Below are 16,403 nucleotides of genomic sequence, written 5' to 3'. Positions count from 1 at the left end.
ACTTACAAAATGACTATTGATCAAAAGATAAAAGTTAACTTTTTAAAGTACGGAATTGTATTAGGTGTTATTTTAACGGCACTTGGTATTTTTTCATACTATTTTATTACCCAGATGACTACGTCACCAGCGCTGTTTGTTGCTGCACCTATAATGTTTTCGCTGTTTATTCCAATTGTTATCACTGTATTTTTGTGCTTTAACGGTAGGAAGAAAATAGGGGGATACTGGACATTTAAGCAGGCAACTACCGGTATTTTTATCATGTTTTTAACTGCTTATATTATACAGTTTATTAGTAAGGATATGGTGTTTGATAAGGTTATTGAACCCAATAGTATTGTGAAAACACAATTGGCTGCTATTAATGCAAAAACTACTATATCCAAACAAAAAGGTGAAGATCAGAAGTCAATTGATAAAGATTTGGCAGAAATGAAAAAGGATTTTGCTTTGCAAAAAAACTCCACAGTTGGCAGTGTTATACAAGGTTTTGTAATATCCATCCTGTTTGTATTTCTGTTTGCGCTAATATTTGGTTCATTATTTAAAAAGGATCCGCCGGTTTATACGGCATAAAAAAATATTATTATTTAAAGGAAAGGCATCTGTTTACTATAACAGGTGCCTTTTTTGTTTGTAACTATTTTACCCGTCCCGTATCTAACCTTGCGTTTAACATTATAATTGTTAATTTTATTAAAAAACTAAAACACCAAAATCACAATGGAAAATTCAAAACCTTCATCGTCCGACATAACTATTAAGTGGGCCGTAATTTATATGATAACCTCAGTAATTTTTACTTTTGCCTTTCAATTTCTGAATATTAACATTATTTCGCCAGTAAGGTACATAAGCTTCATCCCTTACATCCTTTTTTTATTTTTAGCGCAAAAGGAGTATAAAGATAAAACCGGCGGTTTTTTAAAGTTTGGAGATGGTTTTCTTGTAGGTCTTTTTTTCGCGATATATTCAGCAGTATTTGGCGCTATTTTTTCTTATATCTATTTCAGCTTTTTAAGTCCTGAAGCCTGGCAGCAATATTTGGATGCAATGCAGGCGAAGGCTTCAGTACAACCAAATGTTTCGAGTGATGCTTTAGATGCTGTAATGAATTTCTATAGAAAATATGGGAAAATTGTTGCAGCAGCGGGGGCGCTTATAACAGGAGTAATAATAGGCGCTATTATAGCATTAATTGGTGCAGCAATATTTAAAAAGGAGAAATCAATTACTGATATCGAGAATGATGCAAATGCATTTACTGATCCTACCGTTTAATATCATTATTTAAATAACAGAAATAGAAAAGGCTCCGGATTATCCGGAGCCTTTTCTATTAATATCGTAAAAGCTTTTATCTCTTCATTACCTGCTTAACAATATCGTTTCCAAAAACAAATACCATCAGGGTTATTAATATTACAAAGCCAACTATTTGAGCGCGTTCCAAAAACTTATCACTAAGTGGTTTACCTTTTATCATTTCAATAATCAGGAACAGGGAATGGCCGCCATCAAGTGCCGGTATAGGTAGCAGATTGGTTAATGCTAACACCATTGATAAGAAGCCTACAAGACTCCAAAAGCGTACCCAATCAATATGGGTACCAAACATGGTAGCAATGGCAACAGGGCCGCTAACGGCTTTGTTAAACTTAACTTCACCTTTAAATACTTTTCCAAGCCCTTTGGCATTATCAGTAAAAGTGCCAATAGCCTTGTTAGCACCAATAGGCAGTGAAGCAAAGAAACTGTATTTAATAGTTTTTTCTTTGGGCTCGTCAAACTTAGCGCCAATTCCGGGTTTGCCATCTTTGGTGCCCAATAAGCCGTCTTTATTAACATCGGTAGTAACCTGTTTAATAACGTTGTTTCGTTTTACATCCAATACGGCCTGTTTATCGCTATATTTTTGTAATTCAGTTTGCAACTGGTCAAAAAACTGAATTTTAACGCCATTAACGGCAGTAATACTATCGCCTTTGGCCAATCCTGCTTTTTGTGCATAACTGTTTGGGAAAACTGAATCAATTGCAAATTTTGAACGGGGTATACGGCTTATAAACTGATCGATGCCTAAATCTGAAAGATCATTAATTAAATTTCCAGGTACCCTAACATGCAGGGTCTGCTGGCCGCGTAATACGGTTAAATCAGTATTGCCTAAAATTACTTTTGTGCTGGTTAAATCTTCAAAGCGCACTACAGGTTGCCCGTTAATAGCAGTGATCCGGTCGCCAGGTTCGAGCCCTATTTTAAGCCCTATTTTTCCCGGGACAATTCCGTATTTGATTTCATTATTTGGAATATAGCTTTCGCCATAACGGATAGTTAAGATCCAGAATATAAAAATACCTAATATGATATTAACAGTAACACCACCAAGCATTACAATTAAACGTTGCCAGGCTGGTTTTGAGCGGAATTCCCAGGGCTGTGGAGGTCCTGCCAGCTGTTCGGTATCCATTGATTCATCAATCATCCCGGCAATTTTTACATAGCCACCCAATGGTAACCAGCCTATACCGTACTCAACACCTTTATAATTAAATTTTACAAGGCTAATGCCCCATGCGTCAAAGAAAAGATAAAATTTTTCGACCTTAATGCCAAAAGCACGGGCTGCTAAAAAGTGCCCAAACTCATGCAGGATCACTAAAATTGAAAGACCCAGTATCAACTGGCCAACCATTATCACTATACTCATTCGTTGTAGATATTAAAATTGTAATGCTTTTAACGGCATTTTTTTTATTAAGTTTTGCGCAAATATGCGTGTTTCTTTATCGGTATTCAAATAATCATCCAAAACAGGACTTGCTTCGTACTGAATTTGTTGCATGCATTGTTCAATAATATCGCTCATGGCTAAAAAACCAATGCTTTTATTTAAAAAACCTGCAACCGCAACTTCATTTGCTGCATTAATAATGCAAGGCATGTTGCCTCCTTGTTTTAAGGCTTCAAAAGCTAAACCCAAATTACGGAAGGTTTCCAGGTCAGGTTTTTCGAAAGTAAGTTCAGGGTAATTAATAAAGTCAAACCGTTTAAAATTGTTTTTTATCCGGCCGGGATATGACAAAGCATATTGAATTGGTAACTTCATATCAGGCAAACCCATTTGTGCTTTAAGGGAGCCATCCTGAAACTGAACCATGGAATGAATGATGGATTGTGGATGAACAATTACATCGATCTGATCGGCCTGCAAATCAAACAGCCATTTGGCTTCAATCACTTCCAGCCCTTTGTTCATTAATGAGGCCGAGTCTATGGTGATTTTGGCACCCATAACCCAATTGGGATGTTTAAGGGCATCCTCACGGGTAACATTTTCTAAAAAGCTAATATATTTACCTCTGAACGGACCTCCTGATGCTGTCAGAATGATCTTCTCAATGGCATTATCTTCTTCGCCGGCAAGGCATTGAAAAATGGCTGAGTGTTCAGAGTCAACTGGTAGTATTTTTACCTGGTGTTTTTTAGCCAGTGCTGTAATGAGCTCTCCGGCAACCACCAGTGTTTCTTTATTTGCTAACGCGATGTCTTTTCCGGCTTTAATGGCTGCAATGGTAGGTTCTAAACCTGCAAAGCCTACCATGGCGGTTAAAACAATATCAATATCCGGATGGGTAACCACCTCATTAATGGCTTCGATGCCTGCCAGTACTTTTACCGCTGTATTTGCCAATGCATCCTTTACTTCGTTGTATTTGGATTGATCGCAAATGATGGCATATTGAGGCAAAAACTCCAGTGCCTGTTTTATTAAAAGAAAGGCGTTAGAATTGGCAGTAATTAAAAATACATTAAACAGATCAGTGTTGCCACCAATAACCTCTAATGTTTGGGTTCCCACACTTCCCGTTGAACCCAGTATTGCTATATTCTTTTTATTACTCAATGTGTTTATTACTCCAATTTATTGTATTAGCAGACATTACCATTATTTTATTTTGTATGCTTCTAGTTCTTCTGCTATCTTTCTGTCGTTTGATAACCTGGGTACTTTATTTTGTCCGCCCAGTTTACCCTGCGCCCGCATATAATTTATAAATGTATCTTTTTTTAAGCTTTGGATTACCAAAGGTTGCAAAATGTTACCCTCAATAAGGTCAAAATAATAAATATTTTTCTTTTGCAATGCCTGGTCTACTTTCAACGCAAAGGTAGTCATATCTTCAGGTTGTTTCCCAAATTCTATAAACCATTCATGATAAGGAAGTTGCCCTTTTTTGGGGCTTACTTGTGGGGCTACGGTAAACTCTATAACATCAACTCCTTCTTCATGAGCAACACTCATTAAAGCGTGCTCAACTTCTTCACCTATTACGTGTTCGCCAAAGGCCGATATGTAATGCTTTATACGGCCGGTAACTACAATTTTATAAGGATTTTTTGATACAAACTTAACGGTATCGCCCAGGCTATATCCCCAAAGACCTGCACTGGTATTTAATATAAGCGCATAGTTTTTATCCAGCTCTACATCTTTAAGGCTAATGCGGGTTGGTTCGTCGTTAAAAAACTCATCGGCAGGGATAAATTCATAAAATATGCCCGAGTCTACCATCAGCAATAAGCCTTTTTCCTTTTGTGAATCCTGGAAAGCAATAAAGCCTTCGGAAGCAGGATAGGTTTCGATAGCATCTATAGCAAAGCCGATGCTTTCTTCCATACGGGCACGATAGGGTTCAAAATTTACACCACCATGTACATAAAGCTTAAAGTTAGGAAATATATCTTTTATCTTTTTACCACCTGATACTGCCGAAAGCCTGTCGAAATACATCTGGCACCAGGGTGGTATGCCTGATATGAGGCGCATGTCTTCATGCTTTGTTTCTTCAACAATGGCATCAACTTTTTGCTCCCAATCATCCATGCAGTTTATTTCATAACTGGGTAACCTGTTTTTTTGCAGATAGGCCGGTACATGATGCGCAACTATACCTGATAACCTACCAACTGCTATACCTGCCTTTTCGGTTAACACGGGGCTGCCTTGCAGGAAGATCATTTTACCGTCAACAAAATCAGCATTGCCGGTTTCGTAAATATAGCTTAGCAGTGCATTGCGTGCGGCCTTAATATGCTGCGGCATGCTTTCTTTTGATATAGGGATATATTTTACACCTGAAGTTGTGCCCGATGTTTTTGCCAGATAAGCCGGTTTGCCCGGCCAGAGCACATCTTCTTCGCCCTGGGTTACACGATCAATATAATGGCGCAGGTCTTCGTAATCATAAACAGGCACATTTTTCTTGAAATCATCGTAATTACGGATCTCATTAAAATGATGCGTTTTACCAAAGGAGGTGTCTTGAGCCTGCTGGATAAGATATTCGAAAGTTTTTTGTTGTAGCTGAACCGCATTTTTGCGGAGAACATTAAGTTGGCTATTAACAATTGCGGCAAAAGGTTTGCTTAATGCAGCTTTTATTCCCATAAGTTAAACCGTTTCGGTAATGTCATCATCTACATCAAGGTGGCTATAAACCAGTTTGCGGTAGGCCACTACCAATAATATATTTACAAATGGAACTACAAATACAATTCCTATAACCGTTAAAGATCCAACGAAAACCAAGGCTTCGATAATAATAAATAACAGGAAATATTTAAAAAAGTTGCCCTTAATCAGCTTATAGCTTTGTGATATGGATTCGAACGGGCCACTGTCATCATCAACAATAAAGCAGGTACAAATAGGGAAATAAAACAGAAAGAAAAATTCGAAAAATATACCAACCAATATGCCCAATATGTTTTGTATAACGCCCTCATCAAGCTTTTTAATAGCATTCGACATAAAAACAGCCAATGTACTCACAATAACTAAAAGGATGATATAGCTGAGCAGCATTCGTAGTTTTGGAACTATGTCTTTAAATTCAAAATCGTAGTATTCTCCATCAATCAGCTGGAAAACTAATTTTATAAAACCCAGGAATATAAAACTTATGCCTATCAGTAAAGCAAAACCGCCAATGGTGGCTATAACCACATAGTCAATAAAAATATCAATAACAAAAAACGAACCGCCAATAATAACTACGGCCAATAAAGCGTAAACGGCAATGGTTGCAATGTTTTTTTTCAAAATATGCCACGCAATGCTTAAAGTTTCTGTTACCGAAAAAGGATGGAACATGTATTATTTAATAATTATGATATTTTTAGTATTATACGTTTGCCAAAATCCTGCATAAATCCTAACCCGTAGGCAATCAGTAAAGTGAAGGCTGCAATAATGCTCAAAAATGCAATTTTTGCTGATTTATTTTTACCCAATGCGTGAAAAAATATCAACAATATATAAACAGCTAACGTAAAGTTACATATTTGGGCAATTGGCCACAATAAGAGGTTACTTATAAGTGTGAAAAACAGAAATAAAGTGAAGGCTGCAGGGAAAAAATGCACCAGCTTTAATCCTTTCGGAAAAAATTTATAAACGTTAATACGGGCTCTGCCAAAAAAATGGAGCTGTTTATAAAACTTTAAAAAATTAGTGCGGCGTTTATGGTAAACTTTAGCATCGGAGATAAGGCCAATTTTGAATCCCAATGAATGGATGCGGATGCTGTATTCAATATCTTCGCCCAAACGGGTAATGATAAAGCCACCTGCTTTTTCCCATACCTGCCTTGATATACCCATATTAAAACTACGGGGATGAAACTGTCCTATGGCCTTTTTACTGCCACGTGTGCCACCCGTTGTAAAAGGCGAGGTCATGGCGTAACTGATGGCTTTTTGAATAGGGGTGAAGGAGTGATGTGAATCATCTGGCCCCCCATAAGCATCAAGATAGTTTTTGGCCAGCGAATCATTTACTATTTGCAAATAATCTTCAGGAATGAGGCAATCAGAATCAAAAATTACAAAGTAATCGCCTTTGGCCCGTTCAAAACCGAAGTTGCGGGTAAAGCCTTGGCCCTCGTTTGGCTTAACAAAATATTTTATATCAAGTTTATCGGCAAAGCTTTTTACTATCTCACCGGCATCATCAACAGAGCCATCTTCAATCACTAAAACCTCAAATTGCTTATAGGTTTGTAGTGTAAGTGTTTCCAGCAGTTCTTTTATCTCCTGTGGCCGGTTATATAGGGGTATAATGATGGAGAAAAACATTTAGTTAGTGAGTAGTTGATTTGGGTTGATTAAGTGAGTGGTTTATTTTGTTAACTGAATATGTTGATAATAAGTTCATATAATTTTTAACTAATTAACTCAATCTAACTTATTCAACCTAATTAACCAATTAAATAACTTCTTCAACCTGATATTTATTACGTTCGGGAGCACTGCGGGATACCAGCTCAGCTACAAAGCCTGTTAAAAACAACTGTGAACCCAGTATTACGGCTACCAGTGCAATGTAAAACAGTGGTTGTTGTGTAATATCGCGATAGTGTTCGCCTTTTGATATGGCGTGTAGTTTATCAACAATCATCCAGATGGTGATAACGGTACCTGCAAAAAAGCTTAATACACCCATTGAGCCAAAGAAGTGCATTGGCCTTTTGGCAAACTTACCCACAAAGAATATCGACATCAAATCAAGCAAGCCATTTATAAAGCGGCTCATACCGAATTTGGTTTTGCCATATTTACGTGCACGGTGTTCAACAACTTGTTCGCCAATTTTAACAAAACCGGCCCATTTGGCTATTACAGGTATATAACGGTGCATTTCGCCATAAACTTCAATGTTTTTTACTACCGTTTTACGGTAAGCTTTAAGGCCGCAGTTAAAATCGTGCAGGTTATTGATGCCCGACATACGGCGTGTTGCTGCATTGAATAATTTGGTAGGTATAGTTTTACTTAAAGGATCGTGCCTTTTTGCTTTCCAGCCCGATATAAGGTCGTATTGTTCTTCGGTAATACGGCGGTAAAGTTCGGGGATTTCATTAGGGCTGTCCTGCAGGTCGGCATCCATGGTAATGATTACATTGCCCTGAGCCGCCTCAAAACCGGTATTTAATGCCGCTGATTTACCATAGTTGCGCCTGAATTTAATGCCTTTTATAAAGGGATTATTTTTGTTCAGCTTTCTGATCATTTCCCACGAGCCGTCGCTGCTGCCGTCATCAACCAGAATAATTTCGTAAGTAAAGCGGTTTTCATCCATTACACGGCTTATCCATGAGGTGAGCTCGGGTAATGATTCTATTTCGTCGTAAAGTGGTACTACTACTGATATATCCATTTATTAGGGATGCGACAGGAGATGTTTTGTCATCCTTATCAAACGCAAAAATATAAAAAAATGGTTAGTTTGTTAGGACTGTCTGTTGATTGTTATAAGCTTCATCTAAATCCTCTCCGGAGGAGATACTTTAACTTCGCTCTTCTTCAGAACCCTCTTTACCCGGAGATGGCGGGGTGAGGCTTTACTTTTCATCGCACAAATAAATTTCACCTTCTTTAGCTGCGCCAATTTTGGTGAGTTTTTTGTTTTTCAGGATGTCGGGCAAACCAACTAATTCTGTATTGTACAAATTGTCGAACCAAATAAGATAGAAATGTTTGTTAGCATAAAACTTTTGTACATCGGCCTTAAAGAATTTATGCGGTAATAACTCTGATGACATACCGGTAAATAAATACACCGCCTCGTTAGCATCTGTATAAATAGGCACACCCGGTTTAAACAGGTTTTTGTGCTGCTTAAGGTAAACCACAAATTCCGACTTGTTCCAACTGTCATCGCTATAGCCGGGTACACCGTAATCGCTTTCGTCGTCATAACGTTGCCAATCGGTTTGGTAGCTGGCGTATTCAAATGCAAGCATCAATATAACGGCAACGCCAGATAATACATACCGGGCCGCCTTTGCTTGTATCAGTTTTAAAACATCAGGTACCCAACTGGTACAGGCAATAAGCAAAGGAATAAACATGGGCGATAGTAAGCGACTATTGATACGCTCATATCTGGAAATGCTGGCTGATATCACAATAAACAAACCATACACCAGCGCAAAGGCAATAACCACGTTTTCATAGCGGTTTATCTGGCCTTTTATAGTTTTAAATATTAAAATACCTATTAATGCCAGCAATATTATGCTCGTAATTAATGCTGCAAACGGATAAGTGGCTTTACTTAAGCTGCCCCAATCGCAAAAAACAGTTCCGCAGTAGTATAAATTTTGAAAGAACGGAGTGATAGATGGCTCTCGGGTACCTGTACTTAAACCGGTTGACAGCCTGTTTAACACCAGGTTGGCAACCAGTAAAGAAATGGATATACATCCATATAAAAAGATATAGAGAACTCTCTTTTTTAATATCAGCTGATTATCAAGCAACAGCATTAAGCAACCTGTGCCAATAATGGTTACGCCTGCATAGCGGGTTATACAGCTTATTGCACTTATTACCCCAACCCAAACCAATGATTTTATGGAACGTGTTTTTAGATAATGAGCGTAAGCAATGATGAAAAATAATATCTCCAGAGTAAATAAAGTCTCCGACCAGAGGAATGTATAAATTTCAAGCAAACCAGGACTTAATATAATAGCTGCAAGGATGAGCCATTTATAAATAATGGAGTGTGAAAGGAATTTGGACATGATCCACCCACTGGTAAATATTACTGCGGCAAACAGAAACTGGTTTATTACAGCCCCGGCGGTAATAGGATCTATCCGCGAAAAAAACTGGATAACACCCAGAAAAAAAGGGTAAAATACCGGAAAAAAAGTTATGGGTGTTTTATTAAAAGTAAGCAGTGTGCCATGTGCCTGTATATTGGTTGCCGTACTGGCATACATTACAGAATCGGGCGATATACCTACGCCGCTATATTTGGTGTACAGATAAATTACGTAAAAGCCAATGATGGCTGCTATTAATGAATCGATATTTTTTAAATAGCGGCTTATATTCATGTAGTTTTGTTAAAGGTTATAATGGGTTTAAAGCTTAAAGGTTGTAAAAGGTTTTTAATAATTAAAAACAAATCTTTAATCAATCAAATCTAGAACAGTGCTTATGGGTTGGTCGCTGTTAATCAGAATGCCTTTAACACCGGCGGCAGTCCCTGCTTCTACGTCCCGCTCACGGTCGCCAATGAAGTATGATTTTGATGGGTCGATGTTATATTTTGCAATTCCTTGTAGTAACAAACCGGGTTTAGGTTTACGGCAATCACAATCGCCGGTAAAGTTTGGGTGGTGCGGGCAATAAAAAAAATCGGTTATTTCTACACCATGTTGGTGGTAGGTATCTTTCAGGCTGCGGTGCATTTTAGCCAGTTCATCTTCGGTATACCATCCTTTTGCCAGGCCGCCCTGATTGGTTGCTACAATAAGCAGGTAGCCCTTATCCTGTAAGGTTTTTAATGCCTCAAAATTATCAAGGATATGAAAATCTTCTATACGGCGCACATAATCGCCCATTTCCTGGTTAAGTACTCCATCACGATCTAAAAAAACAGCTTTATTTTTTGCAGGCATGCTCATTGAAATTTTGGCAAAGGTAATAAAATAGTGATTAGCGGTTGTAGTGAGGAAAAAGACGAAGAAATAGTATAAAATAAAAAGGCCGGAAGAATTATTCCTTCCGGCCTTTTCTTATTTTTTATGGGCAATAATTAATTGCTGGTAAGCGTATACGGAATATTGTTAAAACCGCCCGCCTGAATTTGGCTACTGGTAATGGATGTGATATTACCGTTACTATCGTAGTGGTTTAGTATTGTGCTAAAGGAAAAAGTACCACTTATTATTTTTTTAACTGAATCTATAGTGGTAACCGTAAGCGTGCCGCCGCCAGGACTGGTAGACCCTAGTGGTGCCAAAACTACAACTCCCTGCGAATTTCTTTGCGGAACCCAGTATGACATTTCATTGTCGGTTGTGGCGTTTATATTAAAGGTAGTTAGCGGAAAACCAGTGGTGTTAAGAGCGCTATGCTGCGTTACCAATAAATTTATCTGTTTGTTATTTGAAGTACCCTGGCAGGTAAGCACTTTGGTTTGTGTGGCAGCATTATATACAATGGAAGCGCTAACAGTATCTTTAGCTATCCAGGTAGTATCATTAATTATAGCAATCATCGGCTCGGTTGAAGTAGTTGTGCCGATAGCAACATCTTTTTTACAGTTTTGCAGTAATAAAACCGCAGATATTAAAGTAGCAATAAGTGAAATTTTCTTCATATATGATTGTTTAGCAAAAGAACGACTTTTACCCAATATTAATATAATACGAGTTGCTTTTTTTACATATTTTAACAATCGACCTTATTAACACTGATTTACATTTAATTTATAGTGTTTTTTTAACGATTGAAGGCATTGAAAAGCCATTGCAAATAAGCACCCGAGGGATTAATTATTAAAATAGAATTTATTTAAAGTAGGATAACGGAATAATTTTCCACATTCCATGCGACAGATGGCCGATAAGTAATTCGTAAATAAGATATAATGGCCAAAAAATGTAGGAGATTAAAAGGATGATAAGGTTATGGTTGTAATACCAACTTACCATTAATGCATAAATGCCCAATACGAGGTAGAGGAGGCTCGAATCTCTGTTTTTCATAATGAAATTGCTAACAATAGTTATTTAAAATTGTGTTTCAGTTTACTGTTGCGTAAGCTAACACTTTACAACAACTTTACAAATATGCAGAATTTGATTTATTAAATTAAGCAATCCAATAACCTTTTAGTTACAGTTATTGTTTAAAATTAGTGAACAAACTGGCAATGTATTGTTAATGTTAACAAATATCGGCAGTAGTATTTTAGCTTGAGTTTGTTTGTTAAGCTTAATTATATATCTTGCCAGCCCTTTGAAATAGTTACTATTGAAAAGCAATAATTAACATCAATTTATAAAAACAATTAACCTAATAAAAGGTTAACATTTAAAAAAAACAAAACTTATCATGGCAACAACAAGTGGCATTACTGCGTATTCAGTAAAAACAAAAACCAAAAATGTACCAATGGTTGATCCTGTAATAGACGTGAAATCAGGCAGGTACATTGCAACAGGCACAGATGGTGCAGGTAATAAAATGGCTGCAATTATGGGTAAAGCAACAGCCGAAGAGCATATTAAAAATGGAAATGCTAAAAAAGGTTCAGGCTGGTAGGCTTTAAACCATAAGTAATTGAGCATCTTGCTAGTTTGATTTTACAAAAAATTTAACACAGTATCAGAAGCTTAAATACGCTTATTTAACCCGGCTTAAAAGTATCAATACGTTTAGGCCGGGTATAAGTTTACCTCAAACTTTCACTCTCCTCTTATTTTCCCGGTTCAATTTCTATGCTTGCCGGATGTGATTTTTATAGATTTTCGGTTTAGTTGATGCACAATGGCGTGATTTTGCGCTTAATATTATTGCTTACGTTATTAAATTATTAACAATCTTAATGATTAACATCTAATTCTGATAGCTGTGCTTTATAAGCAACAGGGAGCAGTGCTTTTTTAACAAAGCCTTCCATCTTTTGCCTTCGTATAAATGTGTAAAGTTGTAAAATTGGCTTTAACCAGCTTGTTTTTTTAATGGGGAGCAATTGTTTTACCCTGCCAGGAACCAGGTTAAGCTGTACCTGTTTTAAAATAAGAAACCGAAATACACCCAGATGCTTTTTATATTGCTGATACAAATCAATGGTGTAAGTACTGCAAGCCAGGTTTTGCTGCAGGTGTTCGTCTCGTGTTTTGAGCCATTCGGCATAGTTTGATGGCAGGCTTTTAAGGTGCATACGTTCACCAACGCGGAAAAAAACATCAAATACTTCACTTTTTTCAACATCTGTAAGTTTGCGATCAAGCAATTCAAATGACCGGATAGAATAATCTATCAACAGAAATAAAACATCGCGATAGGCCCATTCAGGTATTTGTGCACCACGGTTTTGTTCTACACCTTTGTGAATATAAGTGATTTGATCAATTGCTTTCAGCGCCTCCTCCTGTTCCGAAAAAATGATCTTCCGGGCGTAAGTAACTGTTGAAAATAAGCGCCCCAGTGGATCTGCTGGTAACCGGCCGGTGAAGTATAGCCAGTCAACAGCCTTATTCAAGGCAAATTCCGCAGCTGCGCCTGCAAAAATGAACAAAGCTGTATCGGCCTTACCCCAAATATGCCTTACTATTGAATTGGGCTGTACAAACCAGTGCTTCATGTTTAAAAATTTTTTAGGCTGCTTTTAACATTTTCAATAAATACAACTGTTAATATACCCAAGGTATAGCAAAACAAGTCGGTACAGGAAAATGAAGTGCCCAGCAATAATTTTGCTGTTCTGGAATTATCCAAACCCAATAACCTTATCAAGTGAAAATATTGGGAGATCTCTACTGCATAGGCAAATATAAGCACGCCAAATGCCACGGGTATAAGCGGGAAATTGGTGAAGCTTTTTACTATGCAATACAATAATATTACCACCAAAAAATCGCCACCGTATGGGCGTAAAAAGGCATCATGCATGTATACGCCGATAATTATTTCAGTAATTAGCAGCAGCAAAGCAAGCAGAAAGTATGGTTTATGAAAAGTAATTATATTTTGCATGTTAAAGTTCTTTGTGTTTCAAAGTAAATAAAACTTATTTACTGTTACAATAGGTTAAGTATTTTTAACTTATAAAGTTTTAATTATAGTAAAGGTATTTTCGTTAAAGTACTTTAAAGGTTCCTGCCGGGTTTACTATCGACGGATAATGTCAGATATTTTTGATCAAGTGCCTTTTTAGGTACAGTGATACTTATGGTATTGATGGCGAAATAACTTTCAGAAACATAATCAAAACCATTATAGCGACCGTAGTTTTTGCCCATGGAGTCTTTTAAAATGAAAAATAGTTTCCCGTTTTTGCTCTTGGCAATCCCGGCAACGTGAATCAGGTGATCATCCTGTGTTTCCAATGTTTCAAATAACTGCTGGCGTAATTGCGGGCTGTAGGCCATTTCGGTAGTATCCGGGTTGTTTACATTACTAAATCTGTCTTTTTCAAATAAGGCGTAGCTGCTTTGTCCGCAGTTCCAGCCATTATTGCTTACATCCATATCCACTACAAGCGAGTAACCTTTTTCAACGGTTGATTTGGCTATGTCGATTAATTCATTTAAAGGTACATTCAGGTATTTTTCGGCCATCAGGAAATTGTCCGGTATTTCCAGCGCAAAATTTTGATAAAACGGATGATGGGTAAACGAGGTAATGGTAACATAATCATCAGGGTTAAACTTTAACACTTCTTGTTCAAATGTTAAAGGGGTATATTCTTTACCCTGCCAGGTAAAATGTTCTGGTGGTGTACCTGCAATATCATCATGCTTTTTGATGAAACCTGCAAGCCAGTTGGGATCGATAGGTTTTGTTTTTAGTACCGAATCAAGATAGCTTTTAAGCACCTGGTCGAGTTGGATAGGGGAGCTGTCTGAAAACTTAACACCTTTTTCGCGCGAATAAAATTCATTTGGGATGGCGCCATATTTTTGAATACCGTATAAAGCATCGTGCGATAAGCCTCCGGCTTCGAATAAAGTGGTTCCGTTTGAAAGGATATATCGTTTAGCTTTTTCTATGTAAAGGTTGCGTGCGGTGAATAGTTCGGACAGGTCAATGTCTTTTTTGTCGTTTTGAATTACACCGGTTTCAATAAGCGAGGTAGTGGAGAATGACCAGCAGGTATTGGTACCACCCTGATATTTTACAGTTTCTACCGGTACTTTTTTCAAGGTAACGGGCTCGCTTTTCTGCGCGATTGCAAAATTTGCCAAGGTAATAAATAATACTGCGGAGTATATTTTTCTCATGCTTAATGATGGATTTTAAACGCTAAATATAAGGTTAAATTTATATACAATTAGTGACTGATAATGCTTACTTATCTGTGATAATTGTATATTAGTCTGTAAATTCCTAAATATGTATAACCAGACCTCAGTAGCAAATTCACAAAATTTTGTAAAAACAATTAATATTATTCATACCGCCTTGCTTGCCGGGCTAATTTTATTTTCAGTTGTGGCTTATAATATCAATACTAATAAACTTATGAGCTTTGAATTGAGTAAGGATGCCTTTTTTTATTTAGTTCCGTCATTTATTATCGTTGGTGGAATTACAGGTATCTATTTATTTAATCAGACAATTAAAAAAGCAATAAATGAAGATAGTTTAAGTAGTAAACTGGCCATTTATAGTAAAGCTTTTATCAGCAAATGTGCACTTATCGAGGGCCCTGCTATGTTTGGAATTGTTGTTTTCCTATTAAGCGGAAATTTGTTTTATCTTTTGTTTTCAGGCTTAAATATCATTCATTTAGCTGTACAAAAGCCAACCAAAACAAAAATTGAAGACAGCCTGAATTTAAGTTATGAGGATAAGATGATGTTGGGATAGAATATAGATTGAAATACGGATACACTTTTTAAAATATGCATTATGTATAGAAAAATTAAACTAATTGTTGCGGTAGTGTTGATACTTATTATAACAGGAGTAGTTTACTATCGTTATTATTTTGTTTTTGGCGATGGCACCAAGGCTGGTACCATGAATTATTTTGTTTACAAAGGCGTTGTTTTTAAAACCTATGAAGGCAGACTGATTCAATCAGGTATCCGTACACCTACACAGGGAGCCATACAATCAAACGAATTTATGTTTTCAGTAACTGATAAAAAAGTTGCCGATATCCTGAATAAAAACGCCGGTGCTTACCTGGAGTTACACTATAAAGAATATTTCCATACACTGCCCTGGAGAGGAATGAGCGAGTATGTGGTTGATAGCGTAATGTCCATTCGCCCGGTTAATCCTGCACAACCCTAATATTATTCGGAGGCATAAAACTTTATCTTCCTAAGGATATCCAAATCGTAAGTGTGACAAACAGTTAACCAGTTTTGGTTGTCAAAAACATTGCATCTTGATTCTGCAATGATTTTGATGGGTTTGGTTTGTGCTATTGCTTTTAACTTGTTAAACAGTTGGGTATACTGAAAATCGTAAAGGGAGTTATAGATATAGAAGATATTGCCATCAGTAATATCAGCAGTCAAAATATCTTCGCAGCTTGCCTGCACGTTAGTTAGGTTAAATTTCCTGATCATCTCCTGGCAAACCGTATTTCTTTCGGGGAGTATTTCAATTCCTTTGAATAGTACCTCCCGGAAGTTTACCGCGCCGTATAATAAAACCTTGCCATAGCCGCTGCCAAGGTCATAAAATACATCGCCCTTTTTTAATGACAGGTTGGAGAATATCATTGATAAAAACTCCGATGATCCGTAACGAAAAGAATGCAGGCCATGAGTAATGGTTAATTCGGCAATGTTTAATGTGGCTTCTGTTTGGGCAGTATAGCCATCTATCAAATTTTCAATCTGTTCAAACAT

General features: G+C 37.1%; 19 protein-coding genes. 5 read left to right on the top strand and 14 right to left on the bottom strand.

The window, feature by feature from the left end; genetic code table 11:
• Positions 1-9: 9 nt before the first annotated feature.
• Positions 10-579, top strand: coding sequence for a DUF4199 domain-containing protein (locus JN11_RS17170; RefSeq protein ID WP_144914523.1), 570 nt, complete (start codon positions 10-12; stop codon positions 577-579).
• A gap of 147 nt (positions 580-726) precedes the next feature.
• Positions 727-1,284: a DUF4199 domain-containing protein gene (locus JN11_RS17165; protein ID WP_144914522.1), complete on the top strand. Its 558-nt coding sequence runs from the start codon at positions 727-729 to the stop codon at positions 1,282-1,284.
• Positions 1,285-1,360: 76 nt separating this feature from the next.
• On the opposite strand, the gene rseP is transcribed toward JN11_RS17165, so the two are convergent.
• The 10 genes from rseP to JN11_RS17115 form a co-directional block, all read right to left on the bottom strand.
• Positions 1,361-2,713: an RIP metalloprotease RseP gene (gene rseP, locus JN11_RS17160; protein WP_144914521.1), complete on the bottom strand. Its 1,353-nt coding sequence runs from the start codon at positions 2,711-2,713 to the stop codon at positions 1,361-1,363.
• Between the two features lie 12 nt (positions 2,714-2,725).
• The gene (locus JN11_RS17155) at positions 2,726-3,910 is read right to left on the bottom strand and encodes a 1-deoxy-D-xylulose-5-phosphate reductoisomerase (RefSeq protein WP_144914520.1); all 1,185 of its coding nucleotides are present in this window, start codon (positions 3,908-3,910) and stop codon (positions 2,726-2,728) included.
• A 42-nt stretch (positions 3,911-3,952) separates the two neighbouring features.
• Positions 3,953-5,455 carry a GH3 auxin-responsive promoter family protein gene (locus JN11_RS17150; protein ID WP_144914519.1) on the bottom strand — a complete coding sequence of 501 codons (1,503 nt, stop codon included), beginning with the start codon at positions 5,453-5,455 and terminating at the stop codon, positions 3,953-3,955.
• 3 nt (positions 5,456-5,458) lie between these two features.
• The gene (locus JN11_RS17145) at positions 5,459-6,160 is read right to left on the bottom strand and encodes a hypothetical protein (protein ID WP_144914518.1); all 702 of its coding nucleotides are present in this window, start codon (positions 6,158-6,160) and stop codon (positions 5,459-5,461) included.
• 14 nt (positions 6,161-6,174) lie between these two features.
• Positions 6,175-7,143: a glycosyltransferase gene (locus JN11_RS17140; RefSeq protein ID WP_144914517.1), complete on the bottom strand. Its 969-nt coding sequence runs from the start codon at positions 7,141-7,143 to the stop codon at positions 6,175-6,177.
• Positions 7,144-7,273: 130 nt separating this feature from the next.
• The gene (locus JN11_RS17135; protein WP_144914516.1) at positions 7,274-8,224 is read right to left on the bottom strand and encodes a glycosyltransferase family 2 protein; all 951 of its coding nucleotides are present in this window, start codon (positions 8,222-8,224) and stop codon (positions 7,274-7,276) included.
• A 184-nt stretch (positions 8,225-8,408) separates the two neighbouring features.
• A complete protein-coding gene (locus tag JN11_RS17130; protein ID WP_144914515.1) occupies positions 8,409-9,914 on the bottom strand; it encodes a hypothetical protein in 1,506 nt (501 codons plus the stop codon).
• Between the two features lie 75 nt (positions 9,915-9,989).
• Entirely contained in the window at positions 9,990-10,481 is a 492-nt protein-coding gene (locus tag JN11_RS17125) for a D-glycero-alpha-D-manno-heptose-1,7-bisphosphate 7-phosphatase (RefSeq protein ID WP_144914579.1), read from the bottom strand.
• Positions 10,482-10,618: 137 nt separating this feature from the next.
• On the bottom strand, positions 10,619-11,185 hold the full coding sequence (locus JN11_RS17120; RefSeq protein WP_144914514.1) for a DUF6252 family protein: 567 nt from the start codon (positions 11,183-11,185) through the stop codon (positions 10,619-10,621).
• A 190-nt stretch (positions 11,186-11,375) separates the two neighbouring features.
• Positions 11,376-11,573: a hypothetical protein gene (locus JN11_RS17115; protein ID WP_144914512.1), complete on the bottom strand. Its 198-nt coding sequence runs from the start codon at positions 11,571-11,573 to the stop codon at positions 11,376-11,378.
• A gap of 349 nt (positions 11,574-11,922) precedes the next feature.
• Between JN11_RS17115 and JN11_RS17110 the strand changes: the two genes are divergently transcribed.
• Positions 11,923-12,132, top strand: a complete 210-nt coding sequence (locus tag JN11_RS17110; protein WP_144914511.1) for a hypothetical protein — start codon at positions 11,923-11,925, stop codon at positions 12,130-12,132.
• A gap of 280 nt (positions 12,133-12,412) precedes the next feature.
• Here the strand turns inward: JN11_RS17110 and JN11_RS17105 are convergent, their stop codons facing one another.
• From JN11_RS17105 to JN11_RS17095, 3 genes are all read right to left on the bottom strand, one after another.
• Entirely contained in the window at positions 12,413-13,177 is a 765-nt protein-coding gene (locus JN11_RS17105; RefSeq protein WP_144914509.1) for an oxygenase MpaB family protein, read from the bottom strand.
• Between the two features lie 2 nt (positions 13,178-13,179).
• Positions 13,180-13,569, bottom strand: a complete 390-nt coding sequence (locus JN11_RS17100; protein ID WP_144914507.1) for a ribosomal maturation YjgA family protein — start codon at positions 13,567-13,569, stop codon at positions 13,180-13,182.
• 113 nt (positions 13,570-13,682) lie between these two features.
• Positions 13,683-14,816, bottom strand: coding sequence for a C1 family peptidase (locus JN11_RS17095; RefSeq protein ID WP_144914505.1), 1,134 nt, complete (start codon positions 14,814-14,816; stop codon positions 13,683-13,685).
• 112 nt (positions 14,817-14,928) lie between these two features.
• On the opposite strand from JN11_RS17095, the gene JN11_RS17090 reads away from it, so the two are divergent.
• Both JN11_RS17090 and JN11_RS17085 read left to right on the top strand, forming a co-directional pair.
• Positions 14,929-15,405, top strand: coding sequence for a hypothetical protein (locus tag JN11_RS17090; protein ID WP_144914504.1), 477 nt, complete (start codon positions 14,929-14,931; stop codon positions 15,403-15,405).
• A 42-nt stretch (positions 15,406-15,447) separates the two neighbouring features.
• The gene (locus JN11_RS17085; RefSeq protein WP_144914503.1) at positions 15,448-15,837 is read left to right on the top strand and encodes a hypothetical protein; all 390 of its coding nucleotides are present in this window, start codon (positions 15,448-15,450) and stop codon (positions 15,835-15,837) included.
• A 2-nt stretch (positions 15,838-15,839) separates the two neighbouring features.
• Here JN11_RS17085 and JN11_RS17080 read toward each other — a convergent pair whose 3' ends face one another.
• Positions 15,840-16,403, bottom strand: coding sequence for a class I SAM-dependent methyltransferase (locus tag JN11_RS17080; protein WP_144914501.1), 564 nt, complete (start codon positions 16,401-16,403; stop codon positions 15,840-15,842).

This window comes from Mucilaginibacter frigoritolerans (assembly GCF_007830615.1).
Classification (GTDB): Bacteria; Bacteroidota; Bacteroidia; order Sphingobacteriales; family Sphingobacteriaceae; genus Mucilaginibacter; species Mucilaginibacter frigoritolerans.
The sequence above is the reverse complement of the archived record's forward strand: the minus strand, read 5'-3'. Positions and strand labels throughout refer to the sequence as shown.